Annotated in this window: 18 protein-coding genes; 5 read left to right on the top strand and 13 right to left on the bottom strand. The window is 49.6% G+C overall.

The annotated features are described in order from the left end of the window. Positions 1-28: 28 nt before the first annotated feature. From NDI45_RS07045 to NDI45_RS07025, 5 genes are all read right to left on the bottom strand, one after another. Entirely contained in the window at positions 29-391 is a 363-nt protein-coding gene (locus NDI45_RS07045) for a pentapeptide repeat-containing protein (RefSeq protein ID WP_348246868.1), read from the bottom strand. A 54-nt stretch (positions 392-445) separates the two neighbouring features. Further along, a complete protein-coding gene (gene rpsU, locus NDI45_RS07040) occupies positions 446-634 on the bottom strand; it encodes a 30S ribosomal protein S21 (protein WP_190793732.1) in 189 nt (62 codons plus the stop codon). A 119-nt stretch (positions 635-753) separates the two neighbouring features. Beyond that, entirely contained in the window at positions 754-1,065 is a 312-nt protein-coding gene (locus NDI45_RS07035) for an RNA-binding protein (protein ID WP_190793731.1), read from the bottom strand. Between the two features lie 206 nt (positions 1,066-1,271). Continuing rightward, the gene (locus NDI45_RS07030; protein WP_348246867.1) at positions 1,272-5,537 is read right to left on the bottom strand and encodes a GAF domain-containing protein; all 4,266 of its coding nucleotides are present in this window, start codon (positions 5,535-5,537) and stop codon (positions 1,272-1,274) included. A 240-nt stretch (positions 5,538-5,777) separates the two neighbouring features. Then, positions 5,778-6,707, bottom strand: coding sequence for a hypothetical protein (locus NDI45_RS07025; RefSeq protein WP_348246866.1), 930 nt, complete (start codon positions 6,705-6,707; stop codon positions 5,778-5,780). A 712-nt stretch (positions 6,708-7,419) separates the two neighbouring features. Between NDI45_RS07025 and NDI45_RS07020 the strand changes: the two genes are divergently transcribed. Continuing rightward, positions 7,420-7,776 (top strand): DUF4345 family protein, encoded by a 357-nt coding sequence (locus tag NDI45_RS07020; RefSeq protein ID WP_190792112.1) that lies wholly within the window; start codon positions 7,420-7,422, stop codon positions 7,774-7,776. A gap of 215 nt (positions 7,777-7,991) precedes the next feature. Here NDI45_RS07020 and NDI45_RS07015 read toward each other — a convergent pair whose 3' ends face one another. Both NDI45_RS07015 and NDI45_RS07010 read right to left on the bottom strand, forming a co-directional pair. Continuing rightward, positions 7,992-8,534 (bottom strand): hypothetical protein, encoded by a 543-nt coding sequence (locus NDI45_RS07015; RefSeq protein ID WP_348246865.1) that lies wholly within the window; start codon positions 8,532-8,534, stop codon positions 7,992-7,994. Positions 8,535-8,985: 451 nt separating this feature from the next. Continuing rightward, positions 8,986-9,360, bottom strand: coding sequence for a SnoaL-like domain-containing protein (locus tag NDI45_RS07010; protein ID WP_348246864.1), 375 nt, complete (start codon positions 9,358-9,360; stop codon positions 8,986-8,988). A gap of 153 nt (positions 9,361-9,513) precedes the next feature. Between NDI45_RS07010 and NDI45_RS07005 the strand changes: the two genes are divergently transcribed. Continuing rightward, positions 9,514-9,981: a MarR family transcriptional regulator gene (locus NDI45_RS07005; RefSeq protein ID WP_190792109.1), complete on the top strand. Its 468-nt coding sequence runs from the start codon at positions 9,514-9,516 to the stop codon at positions 9,979-9,981. 65 nt (positions 9,982-10,046) lie between these two features. On the opposite strand, the gene NDI45_RS07000 is transcribed toward NDI45_RS07005, so the two are convergent. Both NDI45_RS07000 and NDI45_RS06995 read right to left on the bottom strand, forming a co-directional pair. Then, positions 10,047-14,516, bottom strand: a complete 4,470-nt coding sequence (locus tag NDI45_RS07000) for an ATP-binding protein (protein ID WP_348246863.1) — start codon at positions 14,514-14,516, stop codon at positions 10,047-10,049. A 407-nt stretch (positions 14,517-14,923) separates the two neighbouring features. After that, a complete protein-coding gene (locus tag NDI45_RS06995; protein WP_347277877.1) occupies positions 14,924-15,379 on the bottom strand; it encodes a hypothetical protein in 456 nt (151 codons plus the stop codon). A gap of 502 nt (positions 15,380-15,881) precedes the next feature. Between NDI45_RS06995 and NDI45_RS06990 the strand changes: the two genes are divergently transcribed. The 3 genes from NDI45_RS06990 (at position 15,882) to NDI45_RS06980 (ending at position 19,446) form a co-directional block, all read left to right on the top strand. Next, entirely contained in the window at positions 15,882-16,571 is a 690-nt protein-coding gene (locus tag NDI45_RS06990) for an alpha/beta hydrolase-fold protein (protein WP_190791679.1), read from the top strand. A 462-nt stretch (positions 16,572-17,033) separates the two neighbouring features. Beyond that, positions 17,034-18,248, top strand: a complete 1,215-nt coding sequence (locus tag NDI45_RS06985; protein WP_348246862.1) for a glycosyltransferase family 2 protein — start codon at positions 17,034-17,036, stop codon at positions 18,246-18,248. A 214-nt stretch (positions 18,249-18,462) separates the two neighbouring features. Next, positions 18,463-19,446, top strand: coding sequence for a Rieske 2Fe-2S domain-containing protein (locus NDI45_RS06980; RefSeq protein ID WP_348247017.1), 984 nt, complete (start codon positions 18,463-18,465; stop codon positions 19,444-19,446). Positions 19,447-19,543: 97 nt separating this feature from the next. Here the strand turns inward: NDI45_RS06980 and NDI45_RS06975 are convergent, their stop codons facing one another. The 4 genes from NDI45_RS06975 to NDI45_RS06960 are packed head-to-tail and all read right to left on the bottom strand — an operon-like array spanning position 19,544 to position 22,760. After that, positions 19,544-20,005, bottom strand: coding sequence for a GNAT family N-acetyltransferase (locus NDI45_RS06975; protein ID WP_190791681.1), 462 nt, complete (start codon positions 20,003-20,005; stop codon positions 19,544-19,546). A gap of 25 nt (positions 20,006-20,030) precedes the next feature. Next, positions 20,031-20,468 carry a hypothetical protein gene (locus NDI45_RS06970; protein WP_348246861.1) on the bottom strand — a complete coding sequence of 146 codons (438 nt, stop codon included), beginning with the start codon at positions 20,466-20,468 and terminating at the stop codon, positions 20,031-20,033. Positions 20,469-20,472: 4 nt separating this feature from the next. Further along, positions 20,473-21,951, bottom strand: coding sequence for an amidase (locus tag NDI45_RS06965; RefSeq protein WP_348246860.1), 1,479 nt, complete (start codon positions 21,949-21,951; stop codon positions 20,473-20,475). A gap of 41 nt (positions 21,952-21,992) precedes the next feature. Beyond that, positions 21,993-22,760: an NAD(P)H-binding protein gene (locus NDI45_RS06960; protein ID WP_348246859.1), complete on the bottom strand. Its 768-nt coding sequence runs from the start codon at positions 22,758-22,760 to the stop codon at positions 21,993-21,995. Positions 22,761-23,063 lie beyond the last annotated feature (303 nt).

Raw genomic sequence — 23,063 nt, 5'->3', positions numbered from 1 at the left:
GCCTCTCTGGTGCCGAGCGAGTACGCTCCTAAGACAGAGAAACATTGAGAGGATTAGAAGGTGTACTGGGATACATGTCCTTCGGGATCGTCGCTCCACGCAAGCAGGCTCGATTCAGCTTAGCCGATGCCAGGCTGGTGTCACTTAAGTTGGCATCCACCAGATTTGCGCTTGTCAAATTTGTTTCAGTTAAATTTGCCCCAGTCAGGATTGCACCCGTGAGATTTGCCTGACTCAAGTTTGTTTTGGTGAGATTTGCCTTTGTTAAATTGGCACCGCTGAGATTAATGCCAGCCAGGTTCAGGTTTCTCAAATTTGCTGCCATCAGGTTCAGGTTTCTGAAATCTCGTTGTCCTGCTGAATAGCGGCTGCAAAGTTCTTTAGTATTCATAGTCAAATATTTCCAGAATAAATGAATTCGATCGCCCTTAAACTCAATTCCCAATTATGGTCGAAACTTTCTCTTGCGCTGTTTATGCTTTGCAAGCTCTTTGCGCTTCCGTTTTTCGATTGGGGTTTCAAAATGGCGATGCTTCCTCATATCTGGAAAAATTCCTGCTCTGGAAACTGCTCGCTTAAATCGACGCAATGCTGACTCAATTCCTTCATTCTCACCAGGAATAACTTGGGTCATTCAATTTCCTTATTTAATTAGATCAACTAAGGCTGGTGAAGAAAAATGCTTGCTTCTAAAAAGCCACCAACCAGCCTTAGACTTGAGCGTTCAAAAAGCGATGATTTTAATTCCCGAATTTAGTAGCGTCGAGAAGAATTACCCCGGTTGCCCCAACCGCCGCCGCCACCGCCGCCAGAACCTCTTTCTTCACGGGGTCTTGCTTTATTGACTTTTAGATCGCGTCCCATCCATTCTGCGCCGTCAAGTGCTTCGATCGCGGCAGTTTCTTCTGCATCGGTTCCCATTTCAACAAAAGCAAATCCACGGAGCCGACCTGTTTCGCGATCGGTCGGAAGTTGAACTCGTTTCACCGTTCCGTATTCTTGAAAAACCTGATTCAAACCATCCTCCGTGACCTCGTAGGATAGGTTGCCCACATAAATTGACATAAAGATTCTCCAAAACCATCAATGTAGAGAATTAGATTCGGAGAAACGCTGGTGGAACGAATTACACGCCCGAAAATAAGCCTTACCTAAGACGGTAACACAGAATAAGAAATCGTGGAGAACAGGGGAGGTGACAGAACGATCGCGATTCTTGCCACTTCTGACCCAATGGTGCTGTCTTAATCCTAGCCGGTTAAAGCTGCTCATTATGCTTCAACGTTCAACAATTCAGTGATCCCGCTGATCAAAAGGTCTGGTTCGATCGGCTTTGCCATATGGCGTTGAAATCCGACCTGTTGTGCCTGTTGCTGATCCCCTTCTGAGGCATAGGCGGTCAGGGCGATCGCCGGAATTTGTCCACCTAAAGCGGGTGCAAGTGCCCGGATCTGCCGCATGAGCATATAGCCATTCATCTCCGGCATTCCAATATCGCTGAGCAGCACGTCCGGCGGGGATCGCGTGAGTGCCAAAAATCCTTCTGTTGCAGTCGAGGCAGTCGTGACATTGGCTCCTGCCTGTTCCAAAACAAACGCAACAAATTCTCGCGAGTCCATTTCGTCATCAATCACCAGGACGCGCAATCCGCTGAGAGGATGAGGGGATAAGACGGTGAGGGAATGGGTTGCTCCCCGTTCCCCCGTTTCCCCATCTCTCCCACTCCTTAACAGCGGCAGTTTGACGGTAAACGTCGCTCCCAACCCTTCTCCAGAACTTTCAACTTGCACTGTGCCACCGTGCAGTTCGACAATTTGCCGCACGATCGCCAGCCCCAACCCCAGTCCGCCAAATTTGCGCGTGGTTGAGCCGTCTTCCTGTCGGAAATACTCAAACACATGGGGCAGAAAGGATGGACGAATACCCACGCCATTATCAATCACTCGAATTTGCGCAAACTGATCGAGCTGACGCAATTCGACAGTCACGTTTCCGCCCGCTGACGTGAATTTAACCGCATTCGTCAGCAAGTTCCACACCACCTGCTGTAAACGGGCTGCATCGCCAGAAACCGGAGCAATCGCCGAATCAAGGTCAGGCAAGATGTCGATGTTTTTGGCTTCGGCTGCCAGCCGCACCGTTTCGATCGCCGACGAAATCACAAACGCTAAACTGACCGGCGCCACTGTAAGAGATAACTTGCCCTGCATAATGCGGGAAATGTCGAGCAAGTCTTCAATGAGCTGCGATTGCAGTTTGGCATTGCGTTCGATCGTGTTTAAGGCTTCAGCTTGGCGAGCAGGGTCGAGTTTGCCGGTTTGCAGCAGGCGAGTCCAGCCCAGAATGGGGTTCAGGGGCGATCGCAGCTCGTGGGACAGCACAGCGAGAAACTCGTCTTTGATGCGGTTTGCCTGAGTTAACGCTTCGGCGCGAACCTGTAGCTCGGTGAGCAGGCGCGATCGTTCTAAAGCTGCTGCCACCTGAGCTGCCACTGCCTGCATTAACTCCAGTTCGTCGGGGGTAAAGCGGTCGCGCTGATACGTCCCCAGCCCCAGCGTACCCATCACTCGATCGCCTACGATGAGCGGATGACTGGCATAGGCTCTGATGCCCAACGACTGAAGCGGTAAGGCAAGCGGTTCGGTGGCTTCCAGGGCATTTTCAACCACGATCGGACAGCGACGCTGCACTGCATTGCCACACACTCCCTGACCCAACTCTAAAAATCGAGCGGCGGCAGCAAGGTCTTCTGAAATTCCGCCATAGGTATGCAATTCTAATCGCTGCTGCTCTTCCTGGAAAAAGTAATTAAAGTAAACTTCAAGCTGCAAATGCGCTGCGATTTTTTCAAACAATGTCGCTAAATAAACCTTCGGGTCTTCGACAATCAGCAAATTGCTGGCGGATTCTGCCAACAGTTTAAACTGTTCACTGCTCGCGTGAATCGCCGCTTCTGCCTGTTTGCGATCGGTAATATCTGCCAGTGCTCCCGGAAACGCGATCGGCGTGCCATCTGGGGCATACTCGACCTGACCCCGTGCCTTAACCCATCGCTCTTCGCCAGCCGCGGTTTGAACTCGGTACTCTGCCGTGTACACTTCACCTGTTTCGATCGCCTGTTGAATTTTCGCTGAAACGTGAGGACGGTCTTCCTCGTGCATCGAATTGATAAAGAACTCGATCGGCAATCCTTCTGCCGTGGCGATCGCAACATCTACGTTAAATAAACCAGCAAACGCCGAGTTCACAACGATCCGATTGGCAGAAATATTCCACCGCCAGGTATAAACGCCGCCTGCCACTAAAGCTGCTTCGAGCTGCACATGGGCTTCTCGCAGATCTTGTTCAGCTTTTTGGCGCTCGGCTTCATGCTGCTTCGCGGCGGTAATGTCGCGCGAAATTACGACAAGCTGCACAACTTGCCCGACGGCATCTCGCACTGGCGTAATCACGCTATCCCACCACTTGGGCGTGCCTTTCACAGTCGGAAGATAGCCTTGAAATTGTCCGACATTTCCTTCTGTGGCGGCAGCGATCGCCGCTTGTGCCTTTTCCCGATCTTCGCCCTGCCATCGCTCCAGCCAACGGGTATGCAAAATCGAACAGAAATCATCGATTTCCAGTAGCCGTAGCCCTCCCGGACTGATATAGGAAATTTCGGTGTTTAACGCTAGAAGTTTGATGCAGTCTTGACTGCTCTCTAGAATGCGATCCTTTAGCTCCTCACTTTCTCGTAAGGCGGCTTCAGACTGTTTGCGATCCTGTTCGAGGTGCTTTGCGACGGTGATATCGACAGCAGCCCCGTAAAAAACCTGTTCTTCAGGATAGGGCTGCGCTCTCCACAGCAACCATCGATAAGAGCCGTCTTTGTGTCGATAGCGGTTCTCAAAGGCAAAGGTTTCGCTGCCGGAGAAAAGGGCGTCGGCTTCCGAAACTGAGGGGCGGATATCGTCGGGGTGAACAAAATCAGTCCAGGGGCGAGAAGTCATTTCCGCCTGCGTCCAGCCCAGCATCCGCTCAAAGCTGGGGCTAACCCACTGAAAGTAGCCGTCTGTTTTTGTAATCACCTGCAAATCAGACGCGACGGCAAAAAATCGCTCCTGCTCTTGGTCGGACATTTTGCGATCGGTAGTGTTATTAAAAATGATCGCAACTCGATGGTGGTGCGCCCCCTCTACTTTGAAGACGTAGAAATCGTACCAGCCTTTCAGCGGCTCGGTATAAAATTGGTGGCGTTCGCCAATACCAGTCTGGACAACTCTTCCATAGGTTTCCCACCATTGGGATTCGTACCCTGGGTCAAGCTCGCGCAGTCGTTTTCCTACGAAATCCAGTCCGGTGAGGCGCTGCACAGCCGGATTTGCTTCAAGATAAAAAACATCGATTGGGCGATCGTTTTCGTCGAAAATCACATCTGCCAGAAGATAGCCTTCGTCGATTGACTCAAACAGCCTGCGGTATTTTTCCTCGGATTCGCGCAGGTCTATCTCCGCCTGCTGACGCTCTAGCTCGGTGGCAATGCGATTGGCAAAAACGGTTAACAGAGATTTCGTCAGATGAACGTCCTCTAGCGGCTTGCCATCCATCACGCTCAACAATCCCAGTGGATTACCGTTCGAGTCGAAGAAGGGAACCCCTGCATAGCTTTCGACCGAGAGCAGCTTCAGCAAGGGCGCCTGGGGAAAGAGAGCCTGCACATGGTGCGGATAGCAGCAAACTCTGCCCTGCCGAATCACTTCCCAGCAAGGCGTATCTTGCAGCGGGTATTGGAGATTATCAACAATTTGTCCCCCGGCACAGGTGGCGATCGTTTTCAACTGATGAGCGCTATTCTCATCAATCACACCGATGTAGACATAATCAGTGTTGAGAACCCTGGCAAAATGCTGCACCAATGCCTCGAAAAACGCTTCACCCATCACCGATGCAAGTCCTTGCGTAATCTCCAGCAGGGCGTTGTCCACTTGAGCAACTTTTTGCGCTGCCAGTCGCAATTCCAGTTCATCCACCACCATTGCTGCCAGATCTACCAGAGTCGCTTCTTGCTTTGCAGTCAACGGCTCGTGGGGCTGGCCATCGAGCAAACAAAGCGTTCCCAACTGGAAACCATCCTGACTGATCAGCGGCGCACCTGCATAAAACCGCACCCCCGGTTCACTCTGCACAAAGGGATTACAGGCAAAGCGAGCGTCTTTTTGCGTATCGGGAATAATCAGCGGCTCATCGTTTAAGACGGCAAAGCTGCAAAACGTGGCATCTCGCGGCACTTCACTTGCGCCAAAGCCAACGCAGGACTTAAACCAGGCTCTCGACTCATCAACCAGCGAAATGAGGGCGATCGGCATCTCAAATAGCCGTGCTGCCAGGCGGGTAATGCGATCGAAAGCGGCTTCGGGGGGCGTATCAAGAATCTTGTAGCGATGCAGGGCTGCCAGCCGCTCGGTTTCATTTTCAGGAATAGGAGTGGAAAGCGTGGACGGCAGGGTATCGGTCATAAAGAGCGACGAGGGCAGGGGATGGGAGTTAGCGGGAGTCATGTGCGGTAACGGAGCGATCGCATTCCAGACCGGATTTTGAGGCAGAGCATCGGTCGCACTCCTGCTTCTGGTTCCCCAGATTTACTCAAACACTTCAAACGCTGTTAATGTCCCTATTGTATCGACTTTAACTATATCGGCTCTGTATTATATTAGCTCCGTATCGGTTGCTAAGGATCCGCTGCTCAGTAGTACAACAGATTAATACGATCGCGGTGGGAATTCTGGGCAGCACGAGCTTTAAGAGTGGCAATAAGCTTTCTCCTGCTTTCGCTGCGGTAAAAGGTTCTGATATTCCCAGAGCACTTCTCGCTGTCGCGCTGTAAATGGGTGATCCATGAAAGGAATCCCTGATTTGAAAGAGAAAGTTTTACAGAGTTGCGGATTAGTGGGCTGTCGGCTCGTGTAATGGTAGGAGGCTGCAATTCGCTGTCGATTCGAGCGCGGAACCTTACCATGATGAAACACCTGAGCGGCTGCGGCAAAAATAATGGTTCCGGCTAAACCCGTACAGGCTTTCCACTGGCAAGGCGGAACGGCTGCCGCCATCGCGTCATCATCAATAACATAATTTGAGGCTTTGAATGAGCGCATTGAGGGAGTTAAAGATTTGGGAATGTATTCAAAAGGACTATCCTCAATCCCAACATCATTGAGATAAATGCTGATGCGAATAATATTTCGATCGTCTTGATCTCGATGCCATAATCTTGTGCCAACCTGCTTCCCGTCATTCGCCTCTTTTCGGGCAATGACCCCATGATAAGCAATAGGTAAACCAATGCAATTTTCGACAATATTGAGAATTCGATCGTCCAGCCCCCACAAATAAAGCGCTGGATACTCCTTTGCAATCCGGCTGGGATTAACCGGAGCGCAATGCCGAAAACCCTCTTCGTATTCTATCTCCTCCGGATTTGCGAATGCTGATTTTCCCAGATTTTGAATCAAACGGTTAGATGCTTCTTGCAGGGATGGAGTCGAAGAAAAGCACAAATCGTCTAGCGATCGAACAGCAACCCCCTCATGATTAATTTCATCCACAATCTGGCGATCAACCGGAGATAGAGCGGGCAGTTTTTGAGCATATTTCACCTGCTCCAACCGATAGCTAAAATCGGAAGCTGTTTCGGAAATCTTCTTCTGAACTTTATGCAAAATAGGCTTCATATTAAACTTCAACTTATCTTCCAGAGGGTTCTTCCAGGCAAAAAGCTTGCTATTTGGTGAATCGAAGCCGAACTTCTGATAGCAAGACAGCGAATTATCTTGATGCAACCCGGAGAAACGTTATTCCTAACTTCATTCTCAGCTTCATGCTTTGCCTCTTAAAGCAACCAATACCGCAGATAAGCAAAGCTGCCTTGTAGATTGCAGTGGATTGCAAAAGCTGGTGCTGTGAAATGGCTTTAGCACTCCTGTTAAATATGGCTTAACCCTGGAGAAGCAATTTTCTCTGGAAACACAGCCCAACTCCACGAACAATAAATCACATTAATGATTAGATACTTCTAATCTAGTCAGGCAGAACTAGAAATACATCTGACAAATGGAGGACTAACGATCGCGTGAGATCTAGCTTGCGAAGGGCTAATATTTCATCAATTTAGAAGGCGGATTTTATCTTTATAGCAACAGCCTTCCCCTATAATTTCGCCTATAGTTTCGAACTTTCTAGACCATCAAGCCACAATGTTGGTAGATACCAGGTACAGAGCGGAGGAAGTGGCAATGGTGCAGGCAGGATTAACCGCCGGAAGTGGAAGTAAGAAGTGGAAATAAGAAGTAGAAGTAAAAGTTCAATCAGGAGTTCTATCGATCGACAGTCCTTCACTCCTGCACAGACAGCCCCAAATAGAGATAGTTTTTCTTAATTCTGCTTGTGGAAACCTTTATCCAGCTTGCCCCTAGTTTTGCCGCCGTGTTCCTGCTCCTTCTCGGAACCGCCGCGTTGCTCTTTCCCAAACCGATGGCTGCGTTTGTCGGCATTCAACCCATTGCCCCCATTGGCGTTTCTGAAATTCGATCGACGCTGGGGAGCTTTTTTATCGGGTTAGCCGTAGCCTGTTTATGGCTACAGTCGGCGGAGGCATTTACGGTTCTGGGGGTTGCTTCCCTGGGAGCTGCGATTGTCCGCTTAATGTCTAGTGTGGTCGATCGTAGCGTCACCGTTAAGAACCTGGGTGGGGTTGTCACAGAGCTACTGCTGAGTGTGCTGTTTCTCCTAAGCTGGAGTTAATTAATGCCAGATACAGGAAGGTAGGGAGACAAGTCCAGGCTTACCTCCCACACCATTAATCTGTTTTTGTGACTGAACCAGGAATGTTGCACTGAATCAAACAATTGGGAGAACAGCTTCGAGTCATTCGGGTAGAAACTGCCTTGCAACGATCACGAGTTTATCCCCAACCGTCATCACTCAGTGGCCACACGATCGATTAGCTCTTAAGCTAATTAGCTGTTAAGCGTTTCGTAGCGTTCCTGCTCGGCACGGGAATTTCGGGCATTCAGCGTTTCATTCCGCTCTTGTTCCCGGCGAGAGTTTCGAGCATTCAGCGTTTCGTAGCGTTCTTGCTCGGCACGAGAGTTTCGAGCATTCAGCGTTTCGTAGCGTTCCTGCTCGGCACGGGAATTTCGAGCATTCAGCGTTTCATTCCGCTCTTGCTCCCGGCGAGAGTTTCGAGCATTTAGCGTTTCGTAGCGTTCCTGCTGGGCACGCGAGTTTCGAGCATTCAGCGTTTCATTCCGCTCTTGCTCCCAGCGAGAGTTTCGAGCATTTAGCGTTTCGTAGCGTTCTTGCTGGGCACGCGAGTTTCGAGCATTCAGCGTTTCATTCCGCTCTTGTTCCCGGCGGGAATTACGGGCGTTGAGTTGGTCTTGTTGTCCTTCGCTGATCGTCTGAGAAACTGCTCCAGAATGAACGAAATTGCTAAATGCGGGCGTTGCAGCAGAGACAAGAACGATCGCAGACAGTGTTGCAAAAATAGAACGTCTCATGATTGATACCCCTTGGGTTTTGTTGAATTGAATGTAGATTCAAAAGGATAAACTGAGTTGATAAGTGATCGATTCACTCTCATGACATAATTTCAAACGGAAATAATCGCAAAAGAGATTCTGGTTTGACGCATTGCAACTGGAAAGCGTGTAGTGGGCTAAAGTTGTACAGTCATCGTTTGAGTTAAAGCGATCGCAATTTGATTCAACGATGCACAAATCAAAGCAGACTAGAACAAAATGGTTCCATCAATAAGCAAAAGCGGTACTCTATTGGATGAAGAGGTTGGGTTGGATGAAGGGGTTGGCACACACGTTGGCTGATTGCCGAAATTAACAGACTCACGATCCAGAGAATTGGATTTCTCCATGCGCGTCACGATTGAATGCTGGCGATCGAAACCGAACCGGGGGCGGATGAGTTTAAGGTTGAGCATCTGGACAACACCTCCTACGCTCCGTAATAAAACCGTTCGTGGAATACTTTGCCGTCTCTCCACTGCTGCACTGAAACCTGGTGGTAAGTGCGCTTGCCCCAATCCTGATGCGTGTAATCGTAGAACCACTCGGAGATAATGACGTTTTCGCCAAAGGCAACATTCTTGAGTTCGCCCGCCCGAAACTCGACAATCTTGCTAAAAAATTCCTCTTCTCGTTGACGGTTGGCGTCCTTGCCGATCGTGGGAGGATGTTCGTTTTCTTGCATGACAACATCATTCCCGTAGTACTTCTCAAAGGCTTCCATTGCTTTGCCTGACAGCACCAGATTTTTGATGTCCTCGAAGGCAGCTTTGAGATCAACCGTTGTTTCCAGATTCGTAGTCATGATTGAATGCCTCCTAAAAGGAGTGGATGGAGTAATTCCAAATTTGATGATTGCATTTGGAGTGGTTGCATTTGAAGTGATTGCATTTGCAACTAAAACTAAGTTAACACCCTTTAGTTGAAAGTGCAACTATTTTTTTGTCATACTGGGCGTATGAACACCCAACCTCAACTCAATCAGCTTTATAGCTCGGTCTGGCGTTTGTTTCTGACTGCTCACAAACGACTATCTGACCAGATTGAGCAACAATTAGCTCAGGCAGAGTTGCCGCCACTGGAATGGTACGATGTGCTGCTGAGCTTAAAGGAAGCTCCGAATCATCAGCTCCGCCTGAGTGAGCTAGCAGACAAAACATTGCTCAGTCGCAGTAACCTGACTCGCTTGGTCGATCGTCTGGAGCAGGCAAAGTTGCTTTGTCGTAAATCTTGCCCCAGCGATCGTCGGGGAACCTATGCGGCGCTGACTCCTGCTGGGCTGTCGATGCAGGAGCAAATGTGGTCAGTTTATGCAGCGGGCATCGTCGAGTACTTTGCGGCTCATGTCAGTGAATCAGAAGCCAAAACCCTACAGCAAGTTCTCCAGCGTCTTCTGGCGGCGGCAGAAACAAGAGTAGACCCGTGATATCAACTGGTGAATCAGGTGCAGCTCCGAGCAATGAAAGATCGCCCTCCAGATGCAGAAATTGGCTAACTCTGAAGCAGTTCTGCGACCGTCTGCACTAGATTTTCTGGCTCAATGGGCTTGGAAAGATGCCGCTGATAGCCTGCTGCCATTGCCTGCTGATAATTAATTTCCCCGGCATAGGCGGTGAGGGCGATCGCGGGAACCTGTCCGCCCTGCTCTAGGGGCAGTGATCGAATTTGCTGCATTAGCATATAGCCATCCATATCCGGCATGCCAATATCACTGAGCAGCATATCCGGCGGGGATTGGGTGAACATTAAGAATCCTTCGCTAGCAGTTGAGGCAGTTGCTACCGTTGCGCCTGCCTGCTCCAGCACAAATGTCACAAATTCACGGGAATCTATTCCGTCATCAATGACTAACACCTGGATTCCATTCAGGTTCAGCGATGATTCAGTAAGGGGGCGATCGGAACTTGCCGTTGGCGAAGAAGACATCAACGGCAGCTTCACCGTGAACATTGCGCCCAACCCTTCACCCTCACTCTCGACTTTTACAGTACCACCGTGGAGTTCGACCAGATGACGCACGATCGCCAATCCCAGTCCTAACCCGCCAAATTTCCGGGTGGTTGCACCGTCTTCCTGGCGGAAATAGTCAAACACATAAGGCAGGAAATTTGACGGAATGCCTTTGCCACTGTCGCGAACGGTGATTTGCGCTTGACCGTCTACCGGTTCTAATCGCACCTCGACTTGTCCCCCAGCAGGCGTAAATTTGACGGCATTCGAGAGCAAGTTCCACACCACCTGCTGCAAGCGAGTAGCATCCCCAAAGACCTGCCCGACTTCAGTATCCAGATGGGCTGCGACTGAAATAGATTTTGCTTCTGCGGCAAGACGCACTGTTTCGATCGCTGATTGAACCGTGGCAGCTAAATTGATTGGACTGACATTGAGGCTGAGTTTGCCCTGAAGAATGCGGGAGACATCGAGCAAGTCTTCAATCAGTTCCGCCTGGAGTTTGGCGTTTCGTTCGATTGTGCTGAGTGCCTGGAAAGTTTTAGCAGCATCCAGTTTGCCCGTTTGCAGCAGCCTTGCCCAGCCCAGAATGGGGTTCAGGGGCGATCGCAGTTCGTGGGAGAGAACCGCGAGGAATTCGTCTTTGATCCGGTTTGCTGCCTGTGCTTCTTCACGGGCCATTTCTGCGTTCGATCGCGCCTGCTGTTCGGCTTCATAGAGCCGGGTATTTTCGATGGCGATCGATGCCATTTGGGCAAGCTGCACCAGGATAGACTCATCGGTTTCGGTAAACTCGCCTTCGTATTTGTCCGAAAGCTGGAGCAATCCAATGTTCTGTCCGTTGCGTCCGATCAGGGGAGCCGCGAGCCAGCCGCGCATGGGGGGATGTCGGTCTACTGCTTCGCCAAATCCTTTCCAGTGCGGGTGAGCCTCTAGTTCGGCTTGGGTCATTCGCAGCGGGCGATTCAGATGACAGACGCAGGCATAAATGCCCGTTCCATTGGTCAGTTCGTTGTAGTCTCGCCACTGAGCATACTTCTCTGACAGGGAAACGGCAGTAATTGCCTGTGCCCAGTTCTGGTTGATGGTCAGACTGGTAACAGACTGGTGAGCACCGATAATCGCAGCCGCCTGATCAGTGACGACTTGCAGGACTTCTTGCATCGAAAGAGCAGAATTGATGCTAAGTGCGGCGATCGTGAGCTCCTGCGACTGATTTACATAATGACGTTCACGCGCCAGTAAAGCTTCACGTTCCAGCTCGGCTTGTTTACGAGCGGTAATGTCCCGCTGAGTGCCCCAGACACGCACCAATTTCCGGTTTTCAATGATGCCAATCAGGTTATTCAAAAAAATCTTGGGATTCCCCTGTTGATCGACCTCGTAAGACTCTGCATCACTGAGCCGAAAGCCGCCGCGAATAAAGGCACGTAAATACTCCAGATTGCGAGAGTCTGCTGGCGCAAAAAAATCCGTTAGCCTTGCTCCAATGAGATCTTGAGGAGAGGCAACGCCATACATCTCAGCAAACCTCTGGTTGCACTCTGCTAGGTAAGCGTGTTGGTAGAAGCATTCTAGCTGCTCTGCCTCAGGGCGATCGATTTCGATGGGTTGCTCGACTTCAAAACGCCAAATGCCTTCTGAACTCTGCTGCACAAAGGCTCGATAGCGTTCTTCACTTCGTTCTAACGTTTGGGAGACTTCTCGCCGCAGTTGTGCCAGCTTCAAAGTCGCCTCCACGCGCGCCAGCAATTCACGGGCAGAAAAAGGCTTGACCAAATAGTCATCGGCTCCCGCTTCGAGTCCTTCAATGCGAGCCTCTTCCCCAGCACGGGCAGACAGCAGAATAATGGGAATTTCTCTGGTTTGTGGGTCGGTTCGCAAGGCTTGCAGCAAACCAAAGCCGTCCAGGTTGGGCATCATGACATCCGTGAGAACCAGATCAGGAGGTTGCTGACGAATTGCAGCCAGAGCCAATGCCCCATCTGGGACTGCTTTGACTTCGTACTGCTGACTCAACAACCGCCGCACATAGTCGCGCATATCGGCATTGTCGTCGGCAAGGAGAATGCGAGCGGCAGCGGCAGGGGAAAGGGAAGAGGGGGGAATGGGGAGTGAGGCGGTGGAGAGTGGGGGAGATAGGGTTATGACTGATTCGTTGCCTGTGCTTACCTCCGATAGCCAGCGAAGGGCTTCTTCCAGGTAGGGGTTCGAGTTGAGTGCCGTCGAGACCAGGGTGCGAGCTGCGCTTAGGCGATCGGCTTCGCTGTGTTGTAGGCGTTCGGATGGGAGATGAGCCGTTCCCGTGGGAACAGAAAGGGTAAAGCAGGTTCCTTGTCCTTCGATGCTCCTCACGGCGATCGTTCCACCATGAAGCTTCACCAATTCCTGCACCAGAGAAAGCCCGATTCCCGAACCTTCAAAGCTTCGTCCCTGTGCGCCTTTCACGCGATGAAACCGCTCAAATAAATGGGGTAGCTCGGCAGCGGGAATGCCAATACCCGTATCCCGCACCTGCAGTTCAACGTGGTCGTGCTGCCACTGTAAGCTAACCGCAATTTCGCCTGCGAAGGTGAACTTCAAGGCGTTTGAGAGCAGGTTAAACACCACCTTCTCCCACATTTCGCGATCGACATACACCCATTCCGGGAGCGGCGGACAATCCACCAGCAGCCGCATTCCTGCCCGCTCAATCACCGATCGAAACACTGAGGCTAATTCTGCGGTGAAGGTCGCTAAATCGGTGGGTTCATAGGAAGCCTGCACCCGTCCCGCTTCGATCCGGGAAAAATCTAGCAGCGTATTGACGAGCTTAAGCAATCGCATCCCATTGCGCTGCACCGTTTGAATGCGCTCCTGCTGGTTTGACGACAAGGGTTCGTCTGGATCGTTTAGCGCATCCTCAGCCGGAGCCAGCATCAGGGTCAGGGGTGTGCGAAATTCGTGGGAGACGTTGCTAAAAAAGACAGTTTTGGCGCGATCGATTTCTGCGAGTGCCTCTGCCCGTTTGCGTTCTTCCTCATACGCCTGAGCATTGGCAATACTCGCCGCAATTTGACCCGCCACCAGATTGATAAAGCCCTGATAGCTATCGTCAAACAGCCGCAGAGGATTTAGCCCAACCACTAAGACTCCCGCTCGTCCGGTTTGTCCAGAAGGGGCAATGGGTACGGCAACAGCTTGATGGGGCGGACGCTCCCAGGCTCCCGTGGGCAGATGACTCCATCTCGCAGCTAAGTCACGGATTAAAACGGTTTTTTGCGTTGCCAGCACTTCAGCAAGCGACCAAGCAGAGGGAGAGTCTAGATCAACAGTTTGCAGCACCGCAGGATGACCCGGATCAATGCCGCTTGTCCCTGCTAAAACAATCTGCTGCTGGTCGGGATCGACCAGATAAATCATCGCAAAGGGCAGATCATAGGGATTGCTATACAGCGCTTCAATGCTGAGACTGCAAGCCTGGTTAAAGGTGCGGGCATCTGCTGTTTTTGCAGCGAGTTCTCGCAGCAGTGCAAGTTGACGTTCGCCCACAATTCGCTGGGTGTCGTCGGTACAGGCACAAAGCAGCCCACCAATCTCCTCACGATCGCCCGGAATGGGGCTGTAGGAGAACGTCACATAGGTTTCTTCCGGGTAGCCTTTGCGCTCCATGATAAAGGGCAAGGCTTCGTCAAACGTTCCCTCGTTTTTGTGAATCACCGATTCAATTCGGGGTTCAAGCTGATCCCAGACTTCGCGCCAAACCTCAGTTGCAGACTGTCCCAGCGCAGCGGGATGCTTGGCGTGGAGAAAATCTCGGTAGGCATCGTTGTAGAGATTAATCAGGTCTTCGCCCCACCAAACAAACATGGGTTGACGTGAAGTCAGCACAATCCGCAGCGTCGTTTTTAAGCTCTGTGACCAGGTTTCGACCTCACCCAATGGCGTTTTTGACCAGTCCATCTGGCGCATCAGGCGTCCCATCTCGCCACCGTTGGCAAACAGATTGTTGGAGATTGAAGCAGTATCCATAGCGGGCGGAGAAGTGGGGGAATCGATCGAGCGTTAATTCAGTTTGGCAAGTTGGACAACCGGTTAAATGTTGCTGAACAAATCTTTCTCAGCGTGATTCTGTTTATTCGCGGGTTCACTGAAGCAACCCATCAGCCAATGACGGAATCCGATTGGCAGCAAGGTCTTTAAAGAATAATTATTATTACCGGATCGTGCAAATCTATCTTTAGGTAGGGGGGCAAGAGATTAGGTAGAGGGGCGAGATATCGATGCCATTCTGCCCCTTACCGCTGCTGCTTGCACAGGTATGATATTACGATGCCGGGTGAAAGCAGTTAGACAAAAAATTCCCCGAAACGTTAAATGCTCCGGGGAAGGCAATGCTCATCAGGTTTAACAGATTAGAAAATTAGATAAAATTGAGATCAGGATTCAGCGGGTTGATAAATTCCCCACTCTGAGATTCCACGATTGCTAAGGATTTCTTCTGCCGGGCGAATCTCGTCCTCAGTTCCTTCCACCATGATCAGGTACTTACCGCCTTGCAGTTCGTCACTATATGCCCGGGCTTTTTCGTCTGGAATTCCCATCTTAATGAGTGCTTGAACTAACTGATTCGCTGCAACTGCCGCAACTCCTGTACTTGCTACCGTGGCAACCATCGCTGCTCCTAAACTTCCGGCGGCAATGATAACCCCAAGTCCAGGGAGAGCTAAGCTCGATAGCCCTAATAGGGTAAACCCGGTCGCACTAATCGTCGCAGTATCCCCGACGATCGCGTTTGCTTTATTAACTTTGGTGTCTCCCAGATGGTCGCTAATCTCAACCTCACCAACTGTTTTGTTTTCCAGGTGTTTTCCGACCACTGAAACCTGGCTCATTGGAAAACCAGAATCGTTCAAGTGATTTAGCGATTCCTCAAGGTCCTCACGTTTCGTGAATATGCCAATTGCACGTTTTTGCTGAGTTAAAACCATTTTCTCCTCCGGACTCAATCAACTGCATTAATAAAGACTGATTCTCATCTTTTTGCATTGGCGATATTTTTACAGACTTGACAAAGCCATTCATTGATCTGGGGAAGGAGTTTAAAGGGTTATCAGAGAATCTTCTTGTCTAATACTCGCGTCATCGTTTTTAATTTCCTAAAAATTAATTGCTAAACCGTTTTAATCCTTAAGATGAGTGAATTCAATTCTCCAGTGGCTTAGCATAAATAAAGAGCTTAATCGCACTCCCGTAATCATTTTGGCTTCTTACTGGACAAGGCGTAGTTTTCTCCAATGTGGAATTGGGGCTGCTTTGGCGATCGCCCTTAAGGAGGAATTGCTTTGCAGCATCCCTTCTCATCTCATCGGCTATGTAAAACGAGACAGATTCCCAATGAAAACTGTGAGACCAGAAAGTTTCGCGACAGCAGGGCGGCTACAGGCTCGCCCCACTCAGCCCACCGCAACAGGTTTTCCCGGACTGCATCCCCTAAATCTAGAGCGTCAGCGCGACGGATTAATCTATGTGCCGCCAACCTATCGAGCAAATCAGCCCGCCCCGCTATTGCTCATGCTGCATGGTGCAGGTGGCGACGCAGAAGGGGCACTGAGAATCGTTCGGGAATTAGCAGATCCTTTTGGAATGATTGTGTTAGCGGTAGACTCACGCCAGCAAACCTGGGATGTGATTATCAACGATTACGGTCCTGATATTGCCTTTCTCGATCGTGCACTGGCTCAAACCTTCGATCGGTATGCAATCAACCCAGATCAGGTGGCGATCGCAGGATTTTCAGATGGCGCGTCCTATGCCCTTTCCGTCGGCATTACGAACGGCGATTTATTTCCCCACATTCTTGCCTTTTCACCCGGATTCATGACTCCTGCCGCGCGGAACGGAATGCCTCGCTGTTTTATTTCCCACGGTAATCGAGACACGGTGCTGCCGATCGATCAATGCAGTCGTCGAATTGTGCCGCAGTTGCAGCGAGCAGGCTATGACGTGGTGTATCGCGAATTTGATGGTCCTCATACTGTACCTGGGACGATCGCCCGCGAAGGCATTAACTGGTTTACAGCTTGATTAGAAAATGAATACAGGAATGATTTCAAATCGATTCAGCGATGGGATAAAAGGGTTTGGCATGAAAGAGCTTGGGACAAAAGGGTTTGGAATAAGCGAGTGTATGGGATAAGAGAGAGCTTGTGAATTGTGCTGGCGATCGCGCTGTAAAACGAAACGACGAACGTTCAGCAAATGAATTCAAAACATAAGCCAATCTAAATTTTGGAATTGGGAAAAACGCCAAGCGAAACTGACTCAGAAAAAAGATTTACTGGTGCGGCTCGATGAAATTATTCTTTGATAAGCAATTTCGCCCCACGTCAGAACTAATTTATAAGAACCAATTCATAGCAAACCACGCAAGAGCAATGCGAGACGGAAAGCGATAGATGTCGGGATGATGTTCAAACTACTGCTCCTGCAAAAATTGATCCTGCAACAGTTTTATAACAATGCTGTATAACAATAAAAGGGATTGCTGTGAATGAAGTTGCTGATGTCTTAACTGGAAATTCAATGAGCGCGATCGAGTGGATACTTACAACTTGGGCAGTGCTTTCTTGCCTTGCTTGGGGCTTAAGCTACCTCAAAGCGGTTCATGGAGTTCGATCGATACGACTGCTCAAGCAGTTGCAACCACAATCGCCTCAAACCTTTCCAAGGCTTAGTATTATTATCCCAGCTTGTAATGAAGGTGACACCCTTGGGCAAGCCTTGACGACGCTTCTCAAGCAGGACTATCCCAATCTAGAAATCATCCTCATTAACGATCGCTCCACCGACAACACAGGCGACATTGTTGACCAGTTAGCGAGCCAAGACGATCGCATCGTGCCTGTGCATATCACTCATCTGCCTCCAGCATGGCTGGGAAAAGTTCATGCGCTGCATCTTGGCAGTCAGAGGGCTACGGGAGACTGGCTTCTCTTTACGGATGCAGACGTTCATTTTCAGCCGGGTGTTTTGAAGAAGACGATCGCCTTATGCCTTGAAGAGCAGCTTGACCATCTTTCCGTAGCAGCTGAGGCTTATAGCCAGTCGTTTTGGCTTGATGTAACGCTGGCTGCCTTCGGTCTCCTGTTCTTGAATAGTATCAACGCCTCTGAGATCGGCAAACCCGAATCGGACAGTTTCGCTGGCAATGGAGCCTTTAACCTGGTGCGGAAATCTGTTTTTGATCGAACCGCTGGGTTTGCTTGGCTGCGAATGGAAGTTGTTGACGACTTAGGACTTGCGCTGATGATGCAGCAGGCTGGAGCGCGGAACTGCTTGGTGTTCGGAACTGATGAGATTGGTTTAACCTGGTATCCCTCTTTATCTACAATGGTGCGCGGCTTAGAGAAAAATCTCTTTGGTGCGGCTGCCCATTATCGCTATTCCAGTTTGTTTATCACGGTGGTGCTGCTCTGGCTGCTTAATCTGGGTTGGGTTGTTGCAATTCTACAGCAACCAGGATCCTGGCTGTGGGGATTTGGGATTGCTGCCTATGGATGTTTGCTGCTTTATGCTTGGGCGGTGTGGGCTAAGCTAAGGCGTTTTACCTTTGGCATGTTGTTGATTCCAGTCGGGCAGCTCATTCTCTCGGTTATCCTGCTGCGTTCAGCGTTCTCCTGTTGGCAACAGCAGGGCATTGTTTGGCGCGGCACTTTATATCCTTTGCAGCAGTTGAAGGATGGGCAGCGAGTCAAAATTTAGCGCATTGAGCGTATTGATATTACGCCGAATCGTCTGATCTGAGTGAACACGGCAGCGAAACTATCCGCAATCACCCAACAAATGTTTCCTACTCCAGGGGGAGTCGCCCCATCTTGTTGGACAGGAAACTTATCTTAGGGGTATATAGTGGGCTGGTCAATCTTGCTCAAAAGAATTTTCTTAATGATTAGCCAAACTTGAGAAGATTATGACGATGCTACAAGGTACTCCGTGGCTATTGGCTCATCGATCGATGCTGAAGCCAAATCAGCCTATGAAAGTTTCGCTGTATGGCAACGATTACGTCTTATGGCAGGATGACAACGGGAACATCAGTGCTTTGCCCAACGCCTGCCCTCACATGGGCGCAATGCTCTCTGAAGGCTGGTGTGTTTCTCGTTCAGATGGGCGCAGTGCGATCGTATGCCCATTTCATGCTTTAGAGTTTGACCATACCGGATGCACAGTTTTACCCGGATCAAACAAACCTATAAAATCGCTGCTGAAGCCGTTAGAGCTAATTGTTCAAGGGGACTTCGTTTGGTCGTATGGTGGGGTCGAGCCAAAGATTTCGATTCCGAATATTCTGAATCAAATTGCAGCCGAATATGATTTTATTGGCTTTGTTGCTGATTGGAGCGTTAAGACTGATTTGCTGTCGATGCTATTAATTATGCACGACTACAATCACCCCAACGGAACCCATCGTGCATTATTTGAAATTGAAGAAGTACACTTCAAAAAGTTTATTGATAACGGGCTACATTCCCATGCTTACTACGACACCCCAAGAGCAAAAAACAAATTTCAGGACATCTTAAAGCATCCGGCTATTCTAGCACTGCCAAAAGTTCTGAATATTCATGTCGAAAACTTTTTTCCTGCGATCGTCATACTACACGAAGACGCCTCGCTCGGAAGCGTGAAGCAATGCCATCTCTTTGTTCCTGAATCCGAAACGCATACCCGCACTTATGTTTTAATGTTTGGAAAAGCAAAGTATCCGATCGCCAATTTAGCAAAACACAATTTTCTAAAACTGGTAGGAACCGCTGTCGAACAAGATACTGATATTTTAAGCAAGCTCTATCCTAATAGCCCTAAGCGTATCAAACTCAATAACGAAGTTGGAATGGATTGGGTGAAACGAAACTTTGAGAATTTTCCGGCGATCGTCGAGCCAAATTTATCTCAATAAGCAGTGACTTTTCACGGGTGCAAGCTACCAGAACAGTAAAAATTCACGGCTGATCAACTGATTGACCTCAGCAAACGCCTATAGAAATAGGTGCATTCTACAAAAGCTTTTCCATTGCATAGTTTATGAATCCCTCACCCCGGCGCATCACTTCTTGCTCCTTGACCACTGCAAACCCCATACGTTGAAAAAATGGTTTTGCGGTAATGCTTGCCTCAACAAATAACCGATTCAAGGACAGTTCATACGCCTTTGCTTCAATGGCTTGATAAATTCGGCTGCCTACTCCGCAACGTTGATAGTTTTTATGGCAGTAGAAACAATCAATATGCCCGTTCGGCTCTAGCTCTCCAAATCCCGCAATTACGCCATCATCGTCAGCAACATAGGTGAATCGATTTGAGCACACTTCTACCCAATTTCTAAATTGAATATCTTCAGGTGCCCATGCTTTGACTTGGCTGTTTGAATAATCACGCACATTAATTTCACGTACTGTTTCATGAAACAACCGTGCAATCTGTTCAGCATCTTGTGTTTGAAACAATCTTACTTCCATACGTCAATCAAGGTTTCCTAGAAACTCATCTCTTTTGCATTGTCACAAAGAAAAGCAAGACGATCGGGAGCAACGCCACAAATCCTAGAGAGCTGAGCTGTGTCACATTATCGAATAGCGAGAAGTGGTGAGTTTGTGTCAGGTGAAAGATGAGGTGCGGCACTGCGAAGGCGAACCAACTCACCAGTGCAACTTGGATGATTTGTCGTTCGAGCAAAACTGCTGCCGCAGCCAGTAGTACCCCGAAGCCAAGATTGTTTGCACCGTAGTCCCGAACTAGATGTTCGTTGTAGGGCCCCAGAGTTGAAACCCAATTTCTACCAGGGAGCGGGAAGATTTCATAGAAGTGATAGGGAGCCAAAAAAGCCCAGAAGCCAATGAATAGAGGAACAACCGCTAGGAGCCATAAACCCCACTGAATCCAACTACCACGCATTAAATGTTGATCGAACTTGCTGTTCATACTTTCAATAACCTGGAGGATGTTGAAATGTGCCAATGACCTGATCAAGCTGTTGAGCGATCGCTATTAATTCCATCTCTCTCCACCGCTTGCCCACAATCTGGATTCCAATCGGTAGCCCATCCTGCGTTTGCCCAATGGGAATGACGATGACCGGATGCCCGCTTAAATTAAACGGCATGGTGTACGCTCCATTGGCAACTCCGTATGGGTAAGCTCTGCCATCGACCTCAACGGCACTCCAGGCGGGACGATGGGTGAATGCAGCCGTTGCAGCCACTGGCACTAACCAAACATCCCATGACTCTAATGCCGTATCCAGTTGAGCAATGAAGCGATCGCGCTCGGTCAGCGTTTCAAAATATCCCTTCAAACTGGGATTAAGTAGCTCTGGAAGAAATCGGCTGAAGTCTCCCAATTGTCTGAGTTTCTTGTCACCTTGGGTGGCTGTACGAGCGATCAACCCTAAACTGTGTCGAATGTTGTAGCGATCTCTCGGTTGAGCATAGGTGTTGTTATAGGCTGCAACTCGCATGTACAGGTTCAACATCTTTGAGGTATCAAAGCCTTGGGGAAGCCAGCGTTCTACCTTCGCCCCTGCATTTGCCAGCGTTTGAGCTGTTTTCTGCATGGCGGTTCGGATATCAGCAGCGACTGGAATTTCACTCCACTCATCAATCCAGGCAATCTTGAGATCAGACAATGCTTTGCCAGAAGGCGTATCTAGGGGAACCGGAGGAACATCTGGACGGCGCACATCTGCTCCTGCAATCAGCGAAAAGCAAAGCCGAATGTCTTCCAAGGATCGCGCAAAACATCCAACGGTCATCATCTGTCGAACACACAAGGGCATACCAGGAACTTCAGGAATCATGCCGGCGGTGGAAATGCGGCGATCGGTGGATTTAAGTCCATAGACACCACAAAAGTGAGCAGGTTGACGCACAGACCCGCCAAAATCATTTCCCAGATCAAGGGGTGAAAGACCTGCAGCGATCGCGGCAGCACTGCCCCCTGAACTTCCTCCAGGCGTGTAGGCTAAATTCCAGGGATTGTTGACTGGCGGAAACAGAGAATTAATACTCTGGTAATCGGCTGCGAGTTCGGCTGCGTTGGTTTTTCCCAGGATAATTGCTCCTGCTGCTCTAAGTTTGGCAACGACTGTCGCATCCTGCTTGGGAATGTAATCTCTAAGGGGAATATAGCCTGCGGTTGTGCGGAGTCCAGCTGTTTCAAAAATGTCTTTAATCGTGACCGGAACTCCATGTAATGCGCCCCAATCTTCACCTTTTGCAAGAGCCTCATCTGCCTGCGTTGCTCTAGTTCGGGCATTTTCCGCATCAAGGGTGCAGATAGCATTCAATTTCGAGTTGTGTTGAGCAATTTGTTCCAAATGAGTGTCCAGAAGTTCGACCGCAGAAATTTGGCGATCGCGAATCATTTGAACCATGTCAACAACAGACTTAAACACAATCTCGTTCATGATATTTCCTCTAATTCAGTGAAATGCTTTGTCTCTCCTGGTTATTCTTTTTTGGATAGTTGGCGCAAAAACTCATTCCAGCCAACTTTGCCGTACTTCTGGGTAGGGCAGAGCTGTGCTCCTGAACGAAATGCTTGCGCAATCTTGCCAGGAATGGGAACTTCTACAACGTTCCGTTTCCGTCCAGTTGCTTTGAAATACGCTCTAGCAAGATCGCCTGCTGTCCAAACTTCGGGTCCACCGATGTCGGTCACTCGTCCGGCAGGAGTTGAAAGAGCCAGTTCCACCAAGCGATCGGCAACTTCACTTGCTTGAATGGGCTGAAGCAGGAAGCCTTTAGGCATGAGCATGATCGGGAGACGATCGAGGAATTGAATCAGCGTCAATGCAAATTCATGAAATTGCGTCGCTCTGAGGATTGTCCAGGGAATTGCAGCCTGTTCGATTATTTGTTCAGTTTCAAATTTCATTCCGTAGTAGGGGTAGAAGGGGTTGCGATCGACTCCGACGATCGAGACATAAACGATGTGAGATATCCCTGCGCGTTCTGCTGCTTGAAGCAACCGCCTTGTCCCTTCAACATCGACTTGACGGGGATTGGTGGGGCTTGAAGCACAATGGACAATGACATCAATCCCTTCAACGGCTTGCTCCAATCCCTCACCCGTCAGTAAGTCTCCTTGAACAGTGCCAGGACGTTTACTGTGGCTGAGCACCTGGACGTTACAATCAGCAGTTTGCAGGCGATCGACTACTAGAGAACCGAGGGAGCCTGTCCCCCCTGTAACTAAAATTTTTGATGCGTTCATTTTGAAACTTCCTGATGGGAAAGTCAGGGTTTAAGCGTGGCTGTATTAACCCAATTTGTCTTGTTTGGGTGTGATTGACGCGGTTCATTGGATCGAGATTGAGTTTGAGTGCGATACCAATCGAGTGTCTGGCGAATTCCTTCCTGGTAAGAAGTCACTGTGGCTTTCCCGAAGGCAGATTGGTATAGCCCTACGCAACAGAGATAGGACAGTAACATAGAGGCTAGAAGAGAGTTGGGAAATGCTCATGTCCGCCCCCTACAGCTACGACCTCCGCACTAAAGCAATCGAGGCAGTCAAACG

Source organism: Leptolyngbya sp. GB1-A1 (assembly GCF_039962475.1).
In the GTDB taxonomy this organism is placed as follows: Bacteria; Cyanobacteriota; Cyanobacteriia; order Elainellales; family Elainellaceae; genus Leptolyngbya_A.
This window is presented reverse-complemented; position numbering and strand designations above follow the sequence as displayed.

Bases quoted from the DNA above. Each gene is read 5' to 3' on its own strand.
- NDI45_RS07000 (WP_348246863.1), bottom strand. From the start codon at position 14,516: ATGGATACTGCTTCAATCTCCAACAATCTGTTTGCCAACGGTGGCGAG.
- NDI45_RS07010 (WP_348246864.1), bottom strand. From the start codon at position 9,360: ATGACTACGAATCTGGAAACAACGGTTGATCTCAAAGCTGCCTTCGAG.
- NDI45_RS07005 (WP_190792109.1), top strand. From the start codon at position 9,514: ATGAACACCCAACCTCAACTCAATCAGCTTTATAGCTCGGTCTGGCGT.
- NDI45_RS06965 (WP_348246860.1), bottom strand. From the start codon at position 21,951: ATGAACGAGATTGTGTTTAAGTCTGTTGTTGACATGGTTCAAATGATT.
- NDI45_RS06970 (WP_348246861.1), bottom strand. From the start codon at position 20,468: ATGAACAGCAAGTTCGATCAACATTTAATGCGTGGTAGTTGGATTCAG.
- NDI45_RS06975 (WP_190791681.1), bottom strand. From the start codon at position 20,005: ATGGAAGTAAGATTGTTTCAAACACAAGATGCTGAACAGATTGCACGG.
- NDI45_RS07045 (WP_348246868.1), bottom strand. From the start codon at position 391: ATGAATACTAAAGAACTTTGCAGCCGCTATTCAGCAGGACAACGAGAT.
- NDI45_RS07035 (WP_190793731.1), bottom strand. From the start codon at position 1,065: ATGTCAATTTATGTGGGCAACCTATCCTACGAGGTCACGGAGGATGGT.
- NDI45_RS07015 (WP_348246865.1), bottom strand. From the start codon at position 8,534: ATGAGACGTTCTATTTTTGCAACACTGTCTGCGATCGTTCTTGTCTCT.
- rpsU (WP_190793732.1), bottom strand. From the start codon at position 634: ATGACCCAAGTTATTCCTGGTGAGAATGAAGGAATTGAGTCAGCATTG.
- NDI45_RS06980 (WP_348247017.1), top strand. From the start codon at position 18,463: ATGCTACAAGGTACTCCGTGGCTATTGGCTCATCGATCGATGCTGAAG.
- NDI45_RS07030 (WP_348246867.1), bottom strand. From the start codon at position 5,537: ATGACTCCCGCTAACTCCCATCCCCTGCCCTCGTCGCTCTTTATGACC.
- NDI45_RS06990 (WP_190791679.1), top strand. From the start codon at position 15,882: ATGAAAACTGTGAGACCAGAAAGTTTCGCGACAGCAGGGCGGCTACAG.
- NDI45_RS06960 (WP_348246859.1), bottom strand. From the start codon at position 22,760: ATGAACGCATCAAAAATTTTAGTTACAGGGGGGACAGGCTCCCTCGGT.
- NDI45_RS06995 (WP_347277877.1), bottom strand. From the start codon at position 15,379: ATGAGCCAGGTTTCAGTGGTCGGAAAACACCTGGAAAACAAAACAGTT.
- NDI45_RS07025 (WP_348246866.1), bottom strand. From the start codon at position 6,707: ATGAAGCCTATTTTGCATAAAGTTCAGAAGAAGATTTCCGAAACAGCT.